The organism is Pararhizobium sp. LjRoot255 (assembly GCF_964252905.1).
GTDB lineage: Bacteria > Pseudomonadota > Alphaproteobacteria > Rhizobiales > Rhizobiaceae > Pararhizobium.
In genome coordinates this window covers 123,733-141,590 of the sequence record NZ_CAXUPQ020000001.1, presented here as the reverse complement: position 1 = coordinate 141,590, position 17,858 = coordinate 123,733, and the positions used below count along the sequence as shown (strand labels likewise).

Here is a 17,858-nt window from a genome sequence, read left to right as displayed (position 1 = left end):
CGATAAACAGCGTGCCACAGTCTCTCGAGGAGCTTTGAGAATGAGCGTTTCTTCCGCCGCCACTGACATTTTCTTCAGCCGTTCCCTTGCCGACAGCGATCCGGACATTTTCGGCGCGATCGAGAAGGAACTCGGCCGCCAGCGTCACGAAATCGAGCTGATCGCCTCGGAAAACATCGTCTCGCGCGCCGTTCTGGAAGCGCAGGGTTCGATCATGACCAACAAATATGCCGAGGGTTATCCGGGCAAGCGCTACTACGGCGGCTGCCAGTTCGTCGATATCGCCGAAGAACTGGCGATCGAACGCGCGAAAAAGCTGTTCGGCGTCAATTTCGCCAACGTCCAGCCGAACTCGGGTTCGCAGATGAACCAGGCGGTGTTCCTGGCGCTCTTGCAGCCGGGCGACACCTTCATGGGCCTCGATCTCAACTCGGGCGGTCACCTGACGCACGGTTCGCCGGTCAACATGTCCGGCAAATGGTTCAACGTCGTTTCCTACGGCGTGCGCGAAGGTGACAACCTGCTCGACATGGATGCTGTTGCCGAAAAGGCGCGCACCCACAAGCCGAAGCTCATCATCGCCGGCGGCACGGCCTACTCCCGCATCTGGGACTGGAAGCGCTTCCGCGAGATCGCCGATGAGGTGGGCGCGTACTTGATGGTCGACATGGCCCACATTGCCGGTCTCGTTGCCGGTAACCAGCATCCGTCGCCGTTCCCGCATTGCCATGTTGCGACGACCACGACCCACAAGTCGCTGCGCGGACCGCGCGGCGGCATGATCCTCACCAATGACGAGGATCTGGCGAAGAAGTTCAACTCGGCCGTCTTCCCGGGCCTGCAGGGCGGCCCGCTGATGCACGTCATTGCCGCCAAGGCCGTAGCGCTCGGCGAAGCGTTGCAGCCGGACTTCCAGGATTACGCGGCCCAGATCGTCAAGAATGCCAGGGCGCTCTCCGAAACGCTGGTGGCCGGCGGTCTCGACATCGTCTCGGGCGGCACCGACAACCATCTGATGCTGGTCGATCTTCGCAAGAAGAACGCCACCGGCAAGCGCGCCGAAGCAGCGCTTGGCCGCGCCTACGTCACCTGCAACAAGAACGGCATTCCGTTTGACCCGGAAAAGCCCTTCGTCACCTCCGGCATCCGTCTCGGCACGCCGGCCGGCACGACGCGTGGCTTCAAGGAAGCGGAATTCCGCGAGATCGGCAACCTGATCGTTGAAGTCCTCGACGGCCTGAAGGTCGCCAATTCGGATGAAGGCAATGCCGCTGTCGAAGCGGGTGTTCGCGAGAAGGTCGTCAAGCTGACCGACCGCTTCCCGATGTACCCCTATATGTAATCAGGACAGGAGCCCGGATGCGCTGCCCCTATTGCGGATCGGAAGACAGCCAGGTGAAGGATAGCCGTCCTGCAGAGGACGGCGCCGCCATTCGCCGCCGGCGCATCTGCCCCGATTGCGGCGGACGCTTCACGACCTTCGAACGGGTGCAACTGCGGGAACTGATGATCCTGAAAAAGACCGGCCGCAAGGCGCCGTTCGACCGCGACAAGCTGCTGCGGTCGTTCGAAATCGCGCTGCGCAAGCGGCCGGTCGATCGCGACCGGATCGAGCGGGCCGTTTCCGGCATCGTCCGGCGGCTGGAAAGCTCGGGCGAGACGGAAATCCCGTCCGAAGAGATCGGTCTGCAGGTTCTCGAAGCGCTCAAGAGCCTGGATGACGTCGCCTTCGTCCGCTATGCCTCGGTCTATCGCGATTTCTCCCATGCGGAGGATTTCGAGAAGGTGATCGCCGAGATCAGCGCCAAGATTGCCCGCGATCCTGGGGCCTGAGCAAACCCGACGCCGCCGAAAGGCGGCGTTTGACATTTCCGGGGCGAGAACGGAACTTCATTGACATGGCAGGCAGGGCGGACGACGAAAGGTTCATGGCTGAGGCGCTGAAGCTCGCGCACCAGCACCTTGGCGCAACCGGTTCCAACCCCTCTGTCGGTTGCGTGATCGTCCGCGACGACGGCGAGGGCCAGAGGATCGTCGGCAGCGCCGTCACCGCGATCGGCGGGCGGCCGCATGCGGAGACGGGCGCTCTCACTGCCGCCGGAGAGGCGGCGCGCGGCGCAACGGCCTATGTGACACTCGAACCTTGCTCCCATCACGGTAAGACGCCGCCTTGCGCCGATGCGCTGATTGCGGCCGGTGTTGCCCGCGTCGTCGTTGCCGTGACCGATCCCGACGAACGGGTCGCGGGGCGGGGACTTGCCATGCTGCGCGAGGCGGGCATCGAGGTCGTAACGGGCGTGCTGGAGGACGAGGGCGAGCGCGAGCTTGAGGCCTACCTCATGCGCAAGCGCGACAACCGGCCTTATGTGACTCTGAAACTTGCAGTTTCCGCTGACGGCATGATCGGGATCAGGGGCCATGGCCAGGTGCGCATCACCGGCGCCCCGGCCCGCGAATTCGTGCACCGGCTGCGCGCCGAGACCGATGCGATTCTTGTCGGTATTGGCACGGCCATTGCCGACGATCCGGAACTGACGGTGCGCATTCCCGGGCTTGAACATCGCTCGCCGCTGCGCATCGTGCTTGATCAGGACCTGCGCTTGCCGCTCACCTCGAAGCTGGTGCGGACGGCCCGCGAGATTCCGGTCATCGTCGTCGCCGCGGATGGCGTAGCCAAGGGCGGGCAAGGCCGGCAGGCGGCGCTCGAGGCCGCAGGCGTCGAAGTGCTGGTTTGCGATCCGCGCCACATCGACCTTCTCCTCGAAGCGCTCGCGACGCGCGGGATCTCCTCGCTTTTGGTCGAAGGTGGCGCACGGACGGCTGAGCTGTTTCTCAATGCCGGGCTTGTCGACCGGATTTTACTGTTTACCGGACCGTCGACCCTTGGCGAAGAGGGGGTGCCATCCCCACTTGACCGGAGCCTCCTGCCCGTCGGTTTCGTCCACACGCGGACGGACACCTTCGGCGACGACCTTCTCGACACCTACGAATACGAAAGAACCCCCTGATGTTCACCGGCATTATCACCGATATCGGCACCGTCGAAACGATCACCCCGCTCGACGAGGGCATCAAGCTGCGCATCGCCACCGCCTATGATCCGAAGGGCATCGACATCGGCGCCTCGATCGCCTGCTCCGGCGTCTGCCTGACGGTGACGAGGCTGCCCGAAGAGGGTGCCAATGGCCGCTGGTTCGAGGTCGAGGCCTGGGAAGAGGCGCGGCGCCTGACGACGATCTCGTCTTGGACGGCGGGGCAGCCGATCAATCTCGAACGCTCGCTGAAGATCGGCGACGAACTCGGCGGCCATCTCGTTTCCGGCCATGTCGACGGCAAGGCGGAAATCCTGTCGGTCGAAACGGAAGGCGAGGCGACCCGCTTTCGCCTGCGCGCGCCGGAACATCTGGCGAAATTCGTGGCCCCGAAGGGTTCCGTCGCCCTCGACGGTACCTCACTGACTGTCAACGCCGTCGATGGCGCGGAGTTCGACGTGCTTTTGATCCGTCACTCGCTGGAAGTGACGACCTGGGGCGAGCGCAGGGCCGGCGATTTCGTCAATTTCGAGGTCGATACGATGGCGCGCTACGCGGCAAGGCTGGCGGAGTTTCCGGCACCGAAGGCGGAGGCGTGAGGGGGAAGAGGCTACCGCAAGGGTAAGGCAGCCTACCTACCTCAAACAGCAAGACCGAGCCGTCGCAGACCTTCGACGCGCAGTTCGAAATCGGCAGGGTTCTTGTACGGCAACACCCGCCGCCGGTGTTCGATCGAGTAGCCGGGATCGATCCTCAAGGCCTGCGTCCAGGCGGAGCGGCCCTCCTCGATTTGTCCGAGATGGCCATAGCAAGACGCAAGCAAGGCATAGGCTGTGGCCGACTCCGGATTGCGCGCCAGCCGCTTGCGGAGCGTCTCGGCAGCCAGGTCGAACCGGCCCAGCGAGAGCTGCGCTTCGGCGAGAAATTGCAGCGCGATCTCGGGATAAAAAGGATCGAGCTGCATGTATCTCTCGAGCGTCTCGACCGCTTCGGAGGGAAGGCCGCTGAAGATCTGGACGTGAGCCTTCAGAACACGCGCGTCCGCCGCACTGGGCCTGAGGGCAATACAGCGCGCCGCGGCATCGAGAGCCTTGTCGATCTCGCGGCTCCACAACAGCGCCACCCCCAAGGCGAAATGCGCTTCGGGCTCTTCGTCGTCCATCGCGACCGCGCGGCGGGCGAGATCGAGGCCGGTCGACAAAGCCGTATCCGGCTCGGCGGCCCAACCGTTCACATAGTCATTGATGTGCGTGAACGCGGTGAACGCGTGAGCCGCCGCACAGTCCGGATCGATATCGATGACCTTTGCCATGAAAGCGCGGGCATTGATGTTGCCTGCCCGCGTATGCAGCCACACCTGATCACGCCCCTGCAGGAAGTAATTGTAGGCCGTGATGTCGGCAATCCGCTTGCCGGAGAGACGGTCAATTTCCGACGTCGTCAACCTGATTTTCAGCGCGGCAACGATCTGCTGGGTGAGTTCGTCCTGAACTGCGAAGATGTCCGTCAGGTCACGGTCGAAACGATCGGCCCAGGCATGGCCGCCCGTCGTCGCATCGATTAGCTGCGCGGTGACCCGCACCCTGTTGCCAGCCTTGCGCACGCTTCCTTCAAGCACATAGCGGACCCCGAGTGCGGCCGCGACGTCGCGGATCGGAACGGGACTCTTCTTGTAGACGAACGAGGAATTGCGGGCGATGACATGCAAATCCGAGAGTTTTGCGAGATCGGTGATGATGTCCTCGCTGATGCCGTCCGAGAAATACTCCTGGTCCGCATCGCCGCTCATGTTGTTGAAGGCGAGCACGGCGATCGAGGTCTTCTCGGTTCGCGACGGTTGAGATGATGCCGTCGTGGCGCCAGTGGCAAGGGGGTGCCGGGCGTCGCCGTTGACGAGGCAGAAAATCTCGATGGGCCGCGCGATGTTCTTGACAGTCTGCGATCCGCGGCTCTCTATCCCGACGGGGATCTTGTCGCGCACCTGATCGGCGGCGGAACGGGAGATGTAGATGCCGCCGGGCTGCGCCAGGGCCTCGATCCGGGCAGCGACATTGACGCCGTCGCCGTATATATCGTCGCCATCGACGATCACGTCGCCGACATTGATGCCGATGCGGAACTGGATCCGGTTTTCAGGAGAACTGCCGGGATCGTGCTCCGGCACCAGTTTCTGGATCTCCATGGCGCAGGTCACCGCCTCGACGGCGCTCGCAAACTCCAGCAGCGCGCCATCGCCCATGAGCTTGACCATGCGGCCGCAATGGCGTGCGACGGCCGGGTCGATGACGGCTCCGCGCAACGCCTTCAGCCGAGCCAGCGTGCCGGCCTCGTCGGTCTCCATCAGGCGCGAGTAGCCGACCACATCGGCCGCAAGTATGGCAGCAAGCCTGCGCTGAACATGCTCGCCCGTCATGGTGCAGACCCATCCTTGTCGTGTGAGGCGGCGAACGCGCCGTCACACGGACTCTAAACCTGATCGGTCCGCTTGACCATCGCCGCCTCGGGCAATCGGTATGTCGTTCAAGAGACAGGATTTGATCATTGATCGGCGCGGCTGTGGCGCCAAGCCAGCATTTCTGAACCTCATCGCTCCAGCAAGATCACCTGCGCCCCGTGATAGACCGTCCGCCGCGCTTCCTTGAAGCGGAGTTTCGATGCCACCCGGATCGAGGCGAGGTTTTCGACGTCGATAATACAGGTTTTCCGCAGCGCCGGGAATTGCTGGTCGCCCCAGCGGAGCGCAGCACTGACGGCTTCGGTGGCGAGGCCGCGGCCGTGGGAGCGGGGGGAGAGCGCCCAGCCTGTCTCCATCGTGCCTTCGAGAGACGGGCTGACGACGCGGTGGAGGTCGTGGAAGCCGGCCTCGCCGATGAACTGGCCGGTCTCGCGGTCCTGCAGGGCGAAGAAGCCGAAACCGAAATAGTGCCACATGCCGACCTGGCGCAGAAACCGCGTCCAGGCCTGTTCGCGCGAGAACGGCACGCCGCCGATGAAGCGCGTCACCTCGGGATCGGCAAAGAGCGTACTGTAGGGGCCGAAATCGTCGCGCCGGTAGGGGCGCAGGATCATGCGTTCGGTCTCGATGGTGGGGACGCTGTGCATTTTGGTCGTTCAGTCCGGTTCAAAGGTCGATTCCGTCATTCGATCAGATTCCCGGCTCGCCGTCCCAATAGTCGACTTCGTTTTCCCGCCTTCCGATAAAGCGGAAGCTCGGCTTGCCGCCATCCGTGGCGCGCGATTTTGCCAGAAACTTGCCCGAATCCGGATATTCGACGATTTCGGCCTTCGCATTGGCCGAGATGGATAGATATTTCAGCGGGACTGTACCGGTGTTGATCAGGTGGTGGGCGGTGTCCGGTCCGCCGGCCGGGGCGCCGAGCACGTCACCGGGCTTGACCGGATAGCGGTTCGGACCGAAGCGATATTCGCCTTCGCCGCTCAGGATGACGAACAGTTCCTCCTCGATATGGTGATTGTGAAACGGACAGCCGGACTTGCCCGGCGGCACTTCGCCGTAGCCGATGCCGAGATCCTTGAGGCCAAGTTGCCTGCCGAAGGACGCGTCGCGGGACTCGAAGAATGTGCCTTCGGTCCAGTGTTCCAGTTCGAGTTCGGCGGGGTTGACGATCGGTTTTTGCATATCTGACATGTCCTTCTTCACTCCAGAACGTTTTATCGAGGCGTCATGAGATTGAAAAGACGAAAGCAATTGGCGCTTTTGCGTCCGCTATCCTCGCCAGGGTCTGATTGGAATCCGCGTTCGGCTGCGAAAAATGCTTGCCAACCGGGCCTTGGCATGATTTGACCGCCGCCTGCGCTGGAGATGTCCGGCCCCCCTTTTCAGACAGGTGACAAATGTCCGATACCGAGAAACCACATATCCTGATTGTGGAAGCGCGCTTCTATGACGACATGGCCGACACGCTGCTCGATGGTGCGACCTCGGCGCTGAAAGAGGCCGGCGCGACCTATGACGTCGTGACCGTTCCAGGCGCGCTCGAAATTCCAGCCGCGATTGCCATGGCGCTCGACGGCGCCGACAATGGCGGCACCGAATATGACGGCTTCGTTGCGCTCGGCATGGTCATCCGCGGCGAGACCTATCATTTCGACATCGTCGCCAACGAGTCCTCGCGTGCCCTGATGGATCTTGCCGTCAGCGAAAGCCTTGCCATCGGCAACGGCATCCTGACGGTCGAGAATGACGACCAGGCCTGGGCACGTGCCAGGAAGAGCGAAGGCGACAAGGGCGGTTTTGCCGCCCGCGCCGCGCTGACGATGATCGACCTGAAACTCAAGCTGGGCGGCGAACTGTGAGCGATATTCCTTCCGATCCGCCGATCAAGCAGGCCAACCAGCGCGGGGCTGCCCGTCTGGCCGCCGTGCAAGCGCTCTACCAGATGGACATCGGCGGCACCGGCGTGCTGGAGATCGTCGCCGAATACGAAGCCCACCGGCTGGGCCAGGAACTCGATGGCGACACCTATCTGAAGGCGGACGCCTCCTGGTTCCGCTCGATCGTTTCGGGTGTCGTGCGCGACCAGCGTTTGCTGGATCCTTTGATCGGCACGGCCCTTCAGGACGACTGGGCGCTGTCGCGCCTGGACTCGACGGTCCGCGCCATCCTGCGTGCCGGCACGTTCGAACTTCGCGAGCGCAAGGACGTTCCCGTCGCCGTCATCGTCACCGAATATGTCGAGATCGCCAAGGCCTTCTTCGAGGATGATGAGCCGAAGCTCGTCAATGCGGTGCTCGACCGGATCGCCCGGACGATCAGAACCGACGTCAAGAAATAGGGTCATCCGATGACAGTGCAGGCAGGCGCGTTGCGGGGCATGGATCATGAACTGCGCGGCGCCCGCCGCAATGTCTACCTTCTCACGGCCGCCCAGGCCGTGCTGGGCACGATCGGGCCGATCGTCTTTGCCGTCGGCGGCGTTGCCGGTTATCAGCTGCTCGGCGACGACAAGTCGCTCGCGACCGCGCCGTTGACAGGTTTCAATGCCGGCGTGGCGCTTGGCGCGGTCTTCGTCGCTGCCGCTTCGAGACTGCTCGGCCGCAAGGCGGCCTTCATGGCCGGCGCCCTGCTTGGCGCCTGTGGCGGCGTGCTTGCGGCCTATGCGCTGTTTCTCAACGACTTCTGGCTGTTTGCGCTGGGTCTGTGCCTGTCCGGCGTGTCCGGCGGCTTTACCCAGAAGTTGCGTTTCGCCGCTGCCGATGCCTCCCCCGGCTTCTACAAGCCCCGGGCGATTTCCTGGATTCTGGCGGGCGGCATGGTTTCCGCCGTGCTCGGGCCGCAGCTCGTCATCCTGACCAAGGACATGCTCGCGCCGGTTTTCTTTGCCGGCGCCTTCCTCGCGCTGATCCCGACCTGCCTTGCGGCAATCGCCATTCTGGCCTTCCTGCGGCTTCCCGACCAGCGCCCTGCTACCGGCGCCGCTCCGATCGGGCCGGTGAGGCCGCTGCGGCAGATCGTGATGAACCAGCGCTTCCTGACCGGCATGACCTGCGGTATCTCCACGTATGCACTGATGACCTTCATGATGACCGGCGCGCCGATCGCCATGGTCGTCGGCTGCGGCTTTTCGCAGGACATGGCGACGCTTGGCATCCAGTGGCATGTGCTGGCGATGTTCGCGCCCAGCTTCTTCACCGGCATGCTGGTCAGCCGCTACGGCGCCGAAAGGATCGTCGCCTGCGGCCTGGTGCTCCTCATGCTCTGCGCGCTGGTTGCCCATGCGGGCATCGCTCTGTGGAACTTCTGGGGCGCACTCGTCCTGCTCGGCGCCGGCTGGAACTTCGGCTTCATCGGCTCGACCGCAATCGTCGCTTCGAGCTACAGGCCGCAGGAGGCCGACAAGGTACAGGGGTTTCACGACATCATCCTGTTCACCGCGGTCGCGCTGGCATCCTTCGGTTCGGGCAAGGTGCTGACGGCCTATGGCTGGGATATGCTGAGTGCGGCGGTCTGGCCGGTTACGGCATTTTGCCTTCTATTGCTGATTTCGCTGTTTATTGCCGAAAAGCGGCGTCCTGCCTGAGATTTGACGCTAAAACTGCTTTCCCGCTCCTGTAAGGTGCCGCCAACTTACCGAAAAACGTGGGTTTTTCCGATTGTGGCGGCTTGACGATCCCGATTCGTCCCCGCACTCTCTCGCCACGTCTGCTACCGTCGCTTGAAGAGGAGGCACGGTTCGCAGCGCTTTTTGGGGGCCTGTGGAACGGAGTGAGCCCGCAGGCTTAAACGGAGGAAAGTGCGAAATGACCATATTACTGGGCGTTATCGCATGCGGGTTGCTTTCGGTGGTTTATGCCGCCTGGGCGACGCAATCGGTGCTATCAGCCGATCAGGGCAATGCCCGCATGCAAGAGATCGCAGGCTTCATACGCGAGGGGGCGCAGGCCTATCTCACACGTCAATACATGACCATTGCCATGGTCGGCGCCGTCGTTTTCGTCGCTGCATGGGTTCTTCTCTCCGCGACAGCCGCCGTTGGCTTCCTGATCGGTGCTGTCCTGTCGGGGGCTGCCGGTTTCATCGGCATGCATGTCTCGGTCCGGGCCAATGTGCGCACGGCGCAGGCCTCGTCGGTCAGCCTCGCGGCAGGCCTCGATATCGCCTTCAAGTCCGGTGCCATCACCGGCATGCTCGTCGCCGGTCTGGCGCTGCTCGGCGTGTCGATCTACTATCTGGTGCTGACCGCCGGCCTCGGACTGCCGGAAGGTTCGCGTGAAGTGAGCGACTCGCTTGTGTCGCTCGGCTTCGGCGCTTCGCTCATCTCGATCTTTGCCCGTCTCGGCGGCGGCATTTTCACCAAGGGCGCCGATGTCGGCGGCGATCTCGTCGGCAAGGTGGAAGCCGGCATTCCGGAGGACGATCCGCGCAACCCGGCCACCATCGCCGACAACGTCGGCGACAATGTCGGCGACTGCGCCGGCATGGCCGCCGATCTGTTCGAGACCTATGCCGTCTCGATCGTCGCCACCATGGTACTGGCGTCGATCTTCTTTGCCGGCGCTGCGAACCTCGCAGTGGTGATGACTTATCCGCTCGCTATCTGCGGCGCCTGCATCATCACCTCGATCATCGGCGCCTTCTTCGTCAAGCTTGGCTCGAACGGCTCGATCATGGGCGCGCTCTACAAGGGGCTGATCGTCACCGGCCTCTTGTCGATCATCGGCCTTGGTGCCGCAACGTCGCTCACCATCGGCTGGGGCTCGATAGGCGTCGTGGATGGCAAGGACATCACCGGTGCCAACCTGTTCGTCTGTGGCATTCTCGGCCTCGTCGTCACAGCGCTGATCGTGGTGATCACCGAATATTATACCGGCACGAACAAGCGGCCGGTGATTTCCATCGCCCAGGCCTCCGTCAGCGGCCATGGCACCAACGTCATCCAGGGGCTTGCCGTGTCGCTGGAATCGACTGCGCTTCCGGCCATCATCATCGTTGGCGGTATCATTTCGACTTATCAGCTGGCAGGCCTGTTCGGCACCGGTATCGCGGTCACCGCCATGCTCGGTATCGCAGGCATGATCGTGGCACTCGATGCCTTCGGTCCGGTCACCGACAATGCCGGCGGCATCGCCGAGATGTCGCATCTGCCGCCGGAGGTGCGTAAGTCGACCGATGCGCTCGACGCGGTCGGCAACACCACCAAGGCGGTCACCAAGGGTTATGCGATCGGCTCCGCCGGTCTCGGCGCCCTGGTGCTGTTCGCCGCCTACTCGAACGATCTCAAGTATTTCGCGGCGAACGGCGACAAATATCCCTATTTTGCGGATATCGGGGCGATCTCGTTTGATCTGTCCAACCCCTACGTTGTCTCCGGCCTGATCTTCGGCGGGCTCATTCCCTACCTGTTCGGCGGCATCGCCATGACCGCCGTCGGCCGGGCAGCCGGTTCGGTGGTGGAGGAGGTCCGCCGCCAGTTCAAGGAAAAGCCAGGCATCATGGCAGGAACGGAGAAGCCGGATTATGGCCGCGCCGTCGACATGCTGACCAAGGCGGCAATCCGCGAAATGATCGTGCCGTCGCTCCTGCCGGTGCTGGCGCCGATCGTCGTCTATTTTGGCGTGCTGGCGCTGTCAGGCTCGAAGGCGTCCGCCTTTGCAGCACTTGGTGCCTCGTTGCTCGGCGTCATCGTCAACGGCCTGTTCGTCGCCATTTCGATGACCTCGGGCGGCGGCGCCTGGGACAATGCCAAGAAGAGTTTCGAAGACGGCTTCGTCGACAAGGACGGCACGCGGCACATGAAGGGCTCGGAAGCCCACAAGGCATCCGTCACCGGCGATACGGTCGGCGATCCCTACAAGGATACCGCCGGCCCCGCGGTCAACCCGGCGATCAAGATCACCAACATCGTCGCTCTTCTGCTTCTGGCGGTCCTTGCGTGATCGTTACCGCGCCGCGTGTCAGTTGGCACGCGGCGCTCAATCGCCAAAAAAAAGAACCCGCGGAAAGCGATTTCCGCGGGTTTCTTTGTTGGTTGCGAGCAGCTTGCCGGTCGCTACTTGTCCGAGCCGTCCGCGAAGATCGACCGCGCCATGCTCTTGCCGATGCCGTTGCCGCTCAAGAGCTGGCCGAGGAAGGTCATTTCCTTGCCGCCGGTCGGTGTCGTGCGGGAAATCACGTCGAAGACCTTGCCGTCCTGCAGCGTGTAGTGCGCCAATTGCGAGACGACGCCTTCCTTGTCGAAATAGACGGCAAGAACGCTCTGGTCGACCAGCTTCGCCTTCATGAAGGCCACCGGCCGCTGACGCTTCTGCGAGATGTAGTAGAACACTTCATTGTCGAAGGTCGCGGTCGTCGAGGGGGTGCCGAGCGACAGGAGCACCTGTTCGCGGCTGGAGCCGACCGGCGCCAAGGCCAGCGTTTCCTGATCGACGACATAACCCTGATTGATGGTCTGGCTGGTGTTCAGCACCTCTGCCGTCTTGCATCCCGAAAGGGTCGTTGCGCAAATTGCCAATGTAAAAGTGACGTTGCTCAGAAATTTCATGTCTGACTTGAAATACCGTTTCGTCAACGACATCTCCCTCAAGGTAACGCTGGCAGATGCGCCATTGCATTTCGTGCCTGCTTCGGTAAACCAGCTTCAGCGATCATGCAATAACAGGATGCGCGGGCCGGCGCATTTTGAAGCGGTCAAACTTGGGCTTTATGATGATATTAGGACTGTTCGGCAAAAAAAACAGCAATGCGGCCATCGTCGCGCGCCAGTACGACCTTTTGACCGCGGCCGCCCGGCGGCCTTATCTCTATACCGATCTTGGCGTTCCAGATACGGTGATGGGGCGCTTCGAAATGCTGTCGGCGACGCTGATCCTCTATTTCCGGCGCACGCGCAGTTCGCAGCGGGCAGGGCAGGAGATCGCGCAGGAAATCATCGACGCCTTCTTCGAGGATGTCGATCATTCGATCCGGGAGCTCGGCGTCGGCGACGTCAGCGTGCCGAAGAAGATGAAGAAGTTCGCCGCGATGTTCTACGGCCGGCTCGAAAGCTATGCCGCGGCGCTGGACCATAAGGATGGCGATGAACTGGCGGCGGCGCTGAAGCGCAATTTTCACCCGCAGGCGGACGATCCGGCCCTCTCCATGCGCGGGCTTGCCGGCTATATGCTCCATGTTGAAGCGCAGCTTGCGGAAGAGGCAGAGGATGTCGTAGAAACCGGCCGGATCGACTTGGCCGAAGCGGCGGTCTGAGGCCCGGCCCGGCAACCGCGACGCCAGAGCACCGGCAGCACTATCTTGGGCGGCGACGCTGCCCGAAAGGACTTGACGATGAACCACGACGAGAAACCCGCGTTTTCCTATCCGGTCAAGGTTGGCCATATCTCCGCCAATGCCGTGACGGTTCATATCGAGGCGAATGCCACAGAGCGCAAGGCGCTGCGCGACCTGTGGAATGTGTCGGAGGTGCTGTCGCTCTCTTCCGATCTGCAGATCGCCCGCTGGAAGAAGGATGGCGTGAAGGTCAAGGGTCGCGTCAAGGCGAAGATCGCCCAGGCCTGCGTGGTGACGCTGGAGCCGGTGGAATCGGAGATCGACGAACCGGTGGAAGCGATCTTCGTGCCGGAGGGCTCGCGGTTGGCGCGGATTGCCGCCAATGACAGCGGCGAGATGATTCTCGATCCGGATGGTCCGGATCTTCCCGACATGTTCACCGGTGACACCATCGATGTGGGCGTGACTGTGACAGAACACGCAGCGCTGGCGATCGACCCCTATCCGCGCAAGCATGGGGCGAACTTCGGTGAACGGATCGAAAGCAGCGAGAAGGATGATGTCCGTCCCAATCCCTTTGCCGTGCTCAAGGATTGGAAAAAGGACTGAGTCTGGAAAAGGCGCGGCACAATTCGGTTGTCACATCAGCGAAAAACGGTATTTTGGCCGAAATCCAGCCCGTTGGGTCGTTTGCCCCGCAAGCAGGGGCCGTTGCGCTCAAACGTCATGAAAACACGTGTGTCTCCATCGCTCACACAGATTGCGCCGGGACGAAACATGCAGTGTGGCAGGAACAAAGGATAAGGCACGCGTGGTAAGAATTTCTCTTGATGTGATGGGCGGCGACTTCGGTCCGCAGGTCGTCATCCCGGGTGCCGCAAGGGCGCTCGAACGGCATCCCGATATCCGTTTCGTACTGTATGGCCTTGAGGATCAGTGCGCGCCGCTCCTGGAAAAATATCCCAAGCTGAAGGCGAACAGTACCTTTCACGCATCCGAACTGGCGATTGCCATGGATGAGAAGCCGAGCCAGGCGCTGAGGCGCGGCCGCGGCAAGGCGAGCATGTGGCAGGCGATCGACGCCGTCAGCAAGGGTGACGCGGATGTGGTCGTTTCGGCCGGCAATACCGGCGCGCTGATGGCGATGTCGGTGTTTTGCCTGCGCACCATGCCCGGCATCCAGCGCCCCGCGATCGCGGCGATTTGGCCGACGCTGAAAGGCGAGAGCATCGTACTCGACGTCGGTGCAACGATCGGCGCGGACGCGCAGCAGTTGATGGATTTCGCTCTGATGGGTGGCGCCATGGCGCGCGCCCTGTTCGAAGTCGAGCGCCCGACGCTCGGGCTGCTTAATGTCGGCGTCGAGGAGATCAAGGGGCAGGAAGAGGTCAAGGAAGCCGGACGGCTGATCCGTGAAGCGGCGCCCGACGGCATCGACTATCTCGGCTTCGTCGAGGGCGACGACATCGGCCGCGGCACGGTCGACGTCGTGGTGACGGAAGGCTTTGCCGGCAACATCGCGCTCAAGGCATCCGAGGGCACCGCCCGGCAGATCGCCGAATATCTGCGCGCCGCGATGTCGCGCACGCTGCTTGCCAAAATAGGATATATTCTTGCCAAGGGCGCCTTTGACCGCCTGCGCGAGAAGATGGATCCGCGCAAGGTCAATGGCGGCGTCTTCCTCGGCCTTAATGGTGTCGTGATCAAGAGCCATGGAGGAACCGACGCGGAAGGTTTCGCAGCGGCGATCGACGTCGGCTACGACATGGTCCGCAATGGCCTGAAGGCCAAGATCGAAAACGATTTGCAAAAATACCATGCCTCGCGCCCTTCCGAAGGTGCTGCGCGCGGTCTGGCTGACGAGGTTTGAAGAGATATGATCCGTTCTGTGGTTCGCGGTTTTGGGGCGTCGCTTCCCAAACGGGTGATGACCAATAGCGAAATGGAAGAGCAGGTCGACACGTCCGACGAATGGATCGTGCAGCGCACCGGCATCCGCCAGCGCCATATCGCCGGCGAGGGCGAAACGACGGCATCGCTGGGAGAGGCGGCGGCGCGCGCAGCCCTGGATCGGGCCGGCCTGACGCCTGCCGACCTCGACGTGATCATCGTCGCGACCTCGACGCCGGACAACACCTTTCCGGCGACCGCCGTCAACATCCAGAACCGCCTCGGCATGCATCATGGCGCGGCCTTCGACATGCAGGCGGTCTGCTCCGGCTTCGTCTATGCCGTTGCCACGGCCGATGCCTATATCCGCGGTGGTCTTGCCAAGCGCGTGCTGGTCATTGGGGCAGAGACGTTTTCTCGCATACTCGATTGGAGCGACCGCACGACCTGCGTCCTGTTCGGCGACGGCGCCGGCGCCATTATCCTGGAAGGCCAGGAAGGCAGCGGAACCACGGCCGATCGCGGCGTCCTGACAGCGCAACTGCGCTCGGATGGCGCGCACAAGGAAAAGCTCTATGTCGACGGTGGACCGTCCACCACCGGCACGGTCGGCCATCTGCGCATGGAGGGCCGCGAGGTCTTCAAGCATGCGGTCGGCATGATCACCGACGTCATCGAAGCCGCTTTCGAGGCGACCGGCACGACGGCCGAGGACCTCGACTGGCTGGTGCCGCACCAGGCCAACCGCCGCATCATCGACGGCTCGGCCAGGAAGCTCGGCATCCCGCTCGACAAGGTTGTGGTTACAGTCGACCTCCACGGCAACACGTCCGCCGCCTCCATTCCGCTGGCGCTCAACGTCGCGGCATCCGACGGCCGCATCAAGGAGGGCGATCTCGTCCTGCTCGAGGCCATGGGCGGCGGCTTCACCTGGGGTTCGGTGCTGCTGCGCTGGTAAAGAAAAGACAATATAACGCAGAGGCTTGACCGGAATGGACAAGGGCAATACTCTTCCGGGCTAATCGATATTTCAAGAAAATCGGTGGGGGACGATGAGCGGAAAAACGGTGACACGAGCAGACTTGGCCGAATCGGTTTTTCGCAAGGTCGGTCTTTCCCGAACGGAATCGGCCGAACTGGTCGAGACTGTGATTGATGAGATCTGCAATGCCATCGTGCGCGGCGAAAGCGTCAAGCTCTCCTCCTTCGCCACGTTCCAGGTGCGCGACAAGAACGAGCGCATCGGCCGCAATCCGAAAACCGGCGAGGAAGTGCCGATTTCGCCCCGCCGCGTCATGACTTTCAAAGCCTCCAACGTGCTGAAGCAGCGCGTTCTCAAGGCGCATCTTTCACGCAAGGTCAAGCTGAAACCGCAATCGCCGGCTATGTAATCGCTCACTTATCATTAAAGTGGTTGAAAACACGTCCATAAGCCGTTGAAATACGCATGATTCGTGTAATCATGCGTGGCGCTGGCTTACCGCGCCGCCGCAGCCGTGTTCGATGGGGGAATACATGGACAAGAGCCCGGACGCGTTCCGCACCATCAGTGAAGTAGCCGATGATCTCGACTTGCCGCAGCACGTGCTTCGATTCTGGGAGACGCGCTTTCCGCAGATCAAGCCGATGAAACGCGGCGGCGGCCGGCGCTATTACCGGCCGGAAGACGTCGATCTGCTGAAGGGCATCCGGCATCTGCTCTATGATCACGGCTATACGATCAAGGGCGTGCAGAAGCTCCTGAAGATGAACGGCAACAAGTTCGTCGCGGCGATCGCCAGCGGCGACCTCGCCACCGTCGAGGCGCTGGCTGCGGCCAATATCGAGGAGCCGGCACAGCCGAAGCTCGGCAATCCGGAAGAAGATCAGATCGTCGGCCGCGCCAAGGCGCCGGCGAGCCGCCGGTTCTTCTCCTTCGTCGGCGGCAATGACGAGACGCCGGAAATCTCGATCGGCAAGACATCCGTCGGCAAGGAGGATCGCGCCCTGCTGCAGGAGGCGCTTTACGATCTCCTGGAATGCAAGCGCCTGCTCGATCAGGTGCGGTAGAAAGGGCGGGGCGCCGTTTCCGCGCGGATTAGGTGCCGATATGGGCATGCGTCTGTTCGCCGCTTTTCCTCTCTTGCCGTCACGAGCGTGTATGGTACGAAACTCCATCGATTTTTAGAGCAAGGCGTTGCGCATGGAAAAGCCCTGGACGAAAAGCGTGACGCTGGCCCTTGAGGGACCGGGCAAATATGTGACGATCTCCAATATCACCGAGGCGTCCTGGGCGATGATCGAGGACTGGCCGCTGGACGATGCCCCGGCCTTGAACCGCGCGCTCGATATCTGTGCTGCGGCCGTCGAAGGCAAGAAGTCGGCGGAAGATGCGCGAAAAGCGTTCATCGCGGCCGCCGCCGAGGCGGAGATCCATGTCCAGGAGTGAGAGGCCCTTGGTTTCGCCGCCTCGCGCCTCCATATCTCCTACCCCGGATGAAGAAAAGCACGACATGACGAAATCCCTTCAGGCGAAGTTTCACGCCGAGATGCTCGCCCTCTACGACCATTGCGCGCGTTTCGGCTTCCGGCCGGTCCTGTTTCGCCGTCTCGTCATTTTGAAGGGCGGCGTCGAGGCGGCAAAGGAACTGGTGTTCAAGCCGGGTACGACCGGGCTCGAGCGCCTGATCGACGCCGGCAAGACCGAATTGTCGATGGAGGCGGCGATGGTGCGGGCGCAATATCGCTCGCTGTTTACGCCGCTAGAAATCAAGGAAGCCGCAAAACGCCTCGAGGGGACCGCCACCCGCGAACGCTCCCGGGGCCGGCTCATCGCCACCGTCACCAACCCGAAACAGGCATAGGCATCATGGCAAAGAAGCAGAAGCTCGAGCATTCGGATTTCGCCGGCGAATTCACCGATGACGGCGTCACCGTGCTCGTCGATATCTTCCGCGATGCGGGAAGCAACGACGGCTGGACGATGGAGGTGATCGATCAGGAGGAGGGCTTGACCGTCTGGGAAGAGCCGTTTCCCACCGACAAGGATGCCTTCGAGGAATTCCTCGCGACCGTCGAGCGCGACGGCATCCGGTCGTTTCTGGAGGACCCGGAGCCGGAGGCGTCGGTGCATTGACGGCCGCTGCTGGGGGCGGGGCGGGAAGATAGACGAGGGCTTCAAAGGTGCCCGACCTGAGAGATAGGTGGACGTTTTGTACCGGAGACATGGG

At 62.4% G+C, this 17,858-nt stretch carries 21 protein-coding genes; 17 read left to right on the top strand and 4 right to left on the bottom strand.

Going from position 1 to position 17,858, the window contains the following annotated elements:
• Window positions 1-40: 40 nt before the first annotated feature.
• From glyA to ACSQ2W_RS00715, 4 genes are all read left to right on the top strand, one after another.
• Window positions 41-1,342 carry a serine hydroxymethyltransferase gene (gene glyA / locus ACSQ2W_RS00730; protein WP_436084514.1) on the top strand — a complete coding sequence of 434 codons (1,302 nt, stop codon included), beginning with the start codon at window positions 41-43 and terminating at the stop codon, window positions 1,340-1,342.
• Between the two features lie 17 nt (window positions 1,343-1,359).
• Window positions 1,360-1,833 (top strand): transcriptional regulator NrdR, encoded by a 474-nt coding sequence (gene nrdR / locus ACSQ2W_RS00725; RefSeq protein ID WP_037170417.1) that lies wholly within the window; start codon window positions 1,360-1,362, stop codon window positions 1,831-1,833.
• A 65-nt stretch (window positions 1,834-1,898) separates the two neighbouring features.
• The gene (gene ribD / locus ACSQ2W_RS00720; protein WP_436084513.1) at window positions 1,899-3,008 is read left to right on the top strand and encodes a bifunctional diaminohydroxyphosphoribosylaminopyrimidine deaminase/5-amino-6-(5-phosphoribosylamino)uracil reductase RibD; all 1,110 of its coding nucleotides are present in this window, start codon (window positions 1,899-1,901) and stop codon (window positions 3,006-3,008) included.
• On the top strand, window positions 3,008-3,631 hold the full coding sequence (locus ACSQ2W_RS00715) for a riboflavin synthase (RefSeq protein ID WP_436084512.1): 624 nt from the start codon (window positions 3,008-3,010) through the stop codon (window positions 3,629-3,631). Before ribD ends, ACSQ2W_RS00715 begins: the two co-directional genes overlap by 1 nt.
• A 41-nt stretch (window positions 3,632-3,672) precedes the next feature.
• Here ACSQ2W_RS00715 and ACSQ2W_RS00710 read toward each other — a convergent pair whose 3' ends face one another.
• The 3 genes from ACSQ2W_RS00710 to ACSQ2W_RS00700 form a co-directional block, all read right to left on the bottom strand.
• A complete protein-coding gene (locus ACSQ2W_RS00710) occupies window positions 3,673-5,445 on the bottom strand; it encodes an adenylate/guanylate cyclase domain-containing protein (RefSeq protein ID WP_436084511.1) in 1,773 nt (590 codons plus the stop codon).
• Window positions 5,446-5,615: 170 nt separating this feature from the next.
• Entirely contained in the window at window positions 5,616-6,134 is a 519-nt protein-coding gene (locus tag ACSQ2W_RS00705) for a GNAT family N-acetyltransferase (RefSeq protein WP_436084510.1), read from the bottom strand.
• A gap of 43 nt (window positions 6,135-6,177) precedes the next feature.
• Window positions 6,178-6,681 (bottom strand): cupin domain-containing protein, encoded by a 504-nt coding sequence (locus ACSQ2W_RS00700; RefSeq protein ID WP_436084509.1) that lies wholly within the window; start codon window positions 6,679-6,681, stop codon window positions 6,178-6,180.
• 206 nt (window positions 6,682-6,887) lie between these two features.
• On the opposite strand from ACSQ2W_RS00700, the gene ribH reads away from it, so the two are divergent.
• From ribH to ACSQ2W_RS00680, 4 genes are all read left to right on the top strand, one after another.
• Entirely contained in the window at window positions 6,888-7,349 is a 462-nt protein-coding gene (ribH, locus tag ACSQ2W_RS00695; RefSeq protein ID WP_436084508.1) for a 6,7-dimethyl-8-ribityllumazine synthase, read from the top strand.
• Entirely contained in the window at window positions 7,346-7,828 is a 483-nt protein-coding gene (gene nusB / locus ACSQ2W_RS00690; RefSeq protein ID WP_018326037.1) for a transcription antitermination factor NusB, read from the top strand. Before ribH ends, nusB begins: the two co-directional genes overlap by 4 nt.
• Window positions 7,829-7,837: 9 nt before the next feature.
• A complete protein-coding gene (locus tag ACSQ2W_RS00685; RefSeq protein ID WP_436084507.1) occupies window positions 7,838-9,073 on the top strand; it encodes an MFS transporter in 1,236 nt (411 codons plus the stop codon).
• 220 nt (window positions 9,074-9,293) lie between these two features.
• Window positions 9,294-11,429, top strand: a complete 2,136-nt coding sequence (locus ACSQ2W_RS00680) for a sodium-translocating pyrophosphatase (protein WP_436084506.1) — start codon at window positions 9,294-9,296, stop codon at window positions 11,427-11,429.
• A 113-nt stretch (window positions 11,430-11,542) separates the two neighbouring features.
• Here ACSQ2W_RS00680 and ACSQ2W_RS00675 read toward each other — a convergent pair whose 3' ends face one another.
• The gene (locus ACSQ2W_RS00675) at window positions 11,543-12,067 is read right to left on the bottom strand and encodes an outer membrane protein assembly factor BamE (protein ID WP_436084505.1); all 525 of its coding nucleotides are present in this window, start codon (window positions 12,065-12,067) and stop codon (window positions 11,543-11,545) included.
• 131 nt (window positions 12,068-12,198) lie between these two features.
• On the opposite strand from ACSQ2W_RS00675, the gene ACSQ2W_RS00670 reads away from it, so the two are divergent.
• From ACSQ2W_RS00670 to ACSQ2W_RS00630, 9 genes are all read left to right on the top strand, one after another.
• On the top strand, window positions 12,199-12,738 hold the full coding sequence (locus ACSQ2W_RS00670) for a ubiquinol-cytochrome C chaperone family protein (RefSeq protein ID WP_436084504.1): 540 nt from the start codon (window positions 12,199-12,201) through the stop codon (window positions 12,736-12,738).
• A gap of 78 nt (window positions 12,739-12,816) precedes the next feature.
• On the top strand, window positions 12,817-13,368 hold the full coding sequence (locus ACSQ2W_RS00665; RefSeq protein WP_436084503.1) for a YceD family protein: 552 nt from the start codon (window positions 12,817-12,819) through the stop codon (window positions 13,366-13,368).
• A gap of 202 nt (window positions 13,369-13,570) precedes the next feature.
• Entirely contained in the window at window positions 13,571-14,629 is a 1,059-nt protein-coding gene (gene plsX, locus ACSQ2W_RS00660) for a phosphate acyltransferase PlsX (RefSeq protein ID WP_436084502.1), read from the top strand.
• Window positions 14,630-14,635: 6 nt separating this feature from the next.
• Window positions 14,636-15,607 (top strand): beta-ketoacyl-ACP synthase III, encoded by a 972-nt coding sequence (locus ACSQ2W_RS00655; RefSeq protein ID WP_436084501.1) that lies wholly within the window; start codon window positions 14,636-14,638, stop codon window positions 15,605-15,607.
• A 94-nt stretch (window positions 15,608-15,701) separates the two neighbouring features.
• The gene (locus tag ACSQ2W_RS00650) at window positions 15,702-16,040 is read left to right on the top strand and encodes an integration host factor subunit alpha (RefSeq protein WP_436084500.1); all 339 of its coding nucleotides are present in this window, start codon (window positions 15,702-15,704) and stop codon (window positions 16,038-16,040) included.
• A gap of 124 nt (window positions 16,041-16,164) precedes the next feature.
• Entirely contained in the window at window positions 16,165-16,698 is a 534-nt protein-coding gene (locus ACSQ2W_RS00645) for a MerR family transcriptional regulator (protein ID WP_113003932.1), read from the top strand.
• A 133-nt stretch (window positions 16,699-16,831) separates the two neighbouring features.
• Window positions 16,832-17,077 (top strand): DUF982 domain-containing protein, encoded by a 246-nt coding sequence (locus tag ACSQ2W_RS00640; RefSeq protein ID WP_436084499.1) that lies wholly within the window; start codon window positions 16,832-16,834, stop codon window positions 17,075-17,077.
• Window positions 17,078-17,141: 64 nt separating this feature from the next.
• Window positions 17,142-17,492, top strand: a complete 351-nt coding sequence (locus tag ACSQ2W_RS00635) for a hypothetical protein (RefSeq protein WP_436084498.1) — start codon at window positions 17,142-17,144, stop codon at window positions 17,490-17,492.
• A gap of 5 nt (window positions 17,493-17,497) precedes the next feature.
• Window positions 17,498-17,764, top strand: coding sequence for a hypothetical protein (locus ACSQ2W_RS00630; protein WP_436084497.1), 267 nt, complete (start codon window positions 17,498-17,500; stop codon window positions 17,762-17,764).
• Window positions 17,765-17,858: the final 94 nt, after the last annotated feature.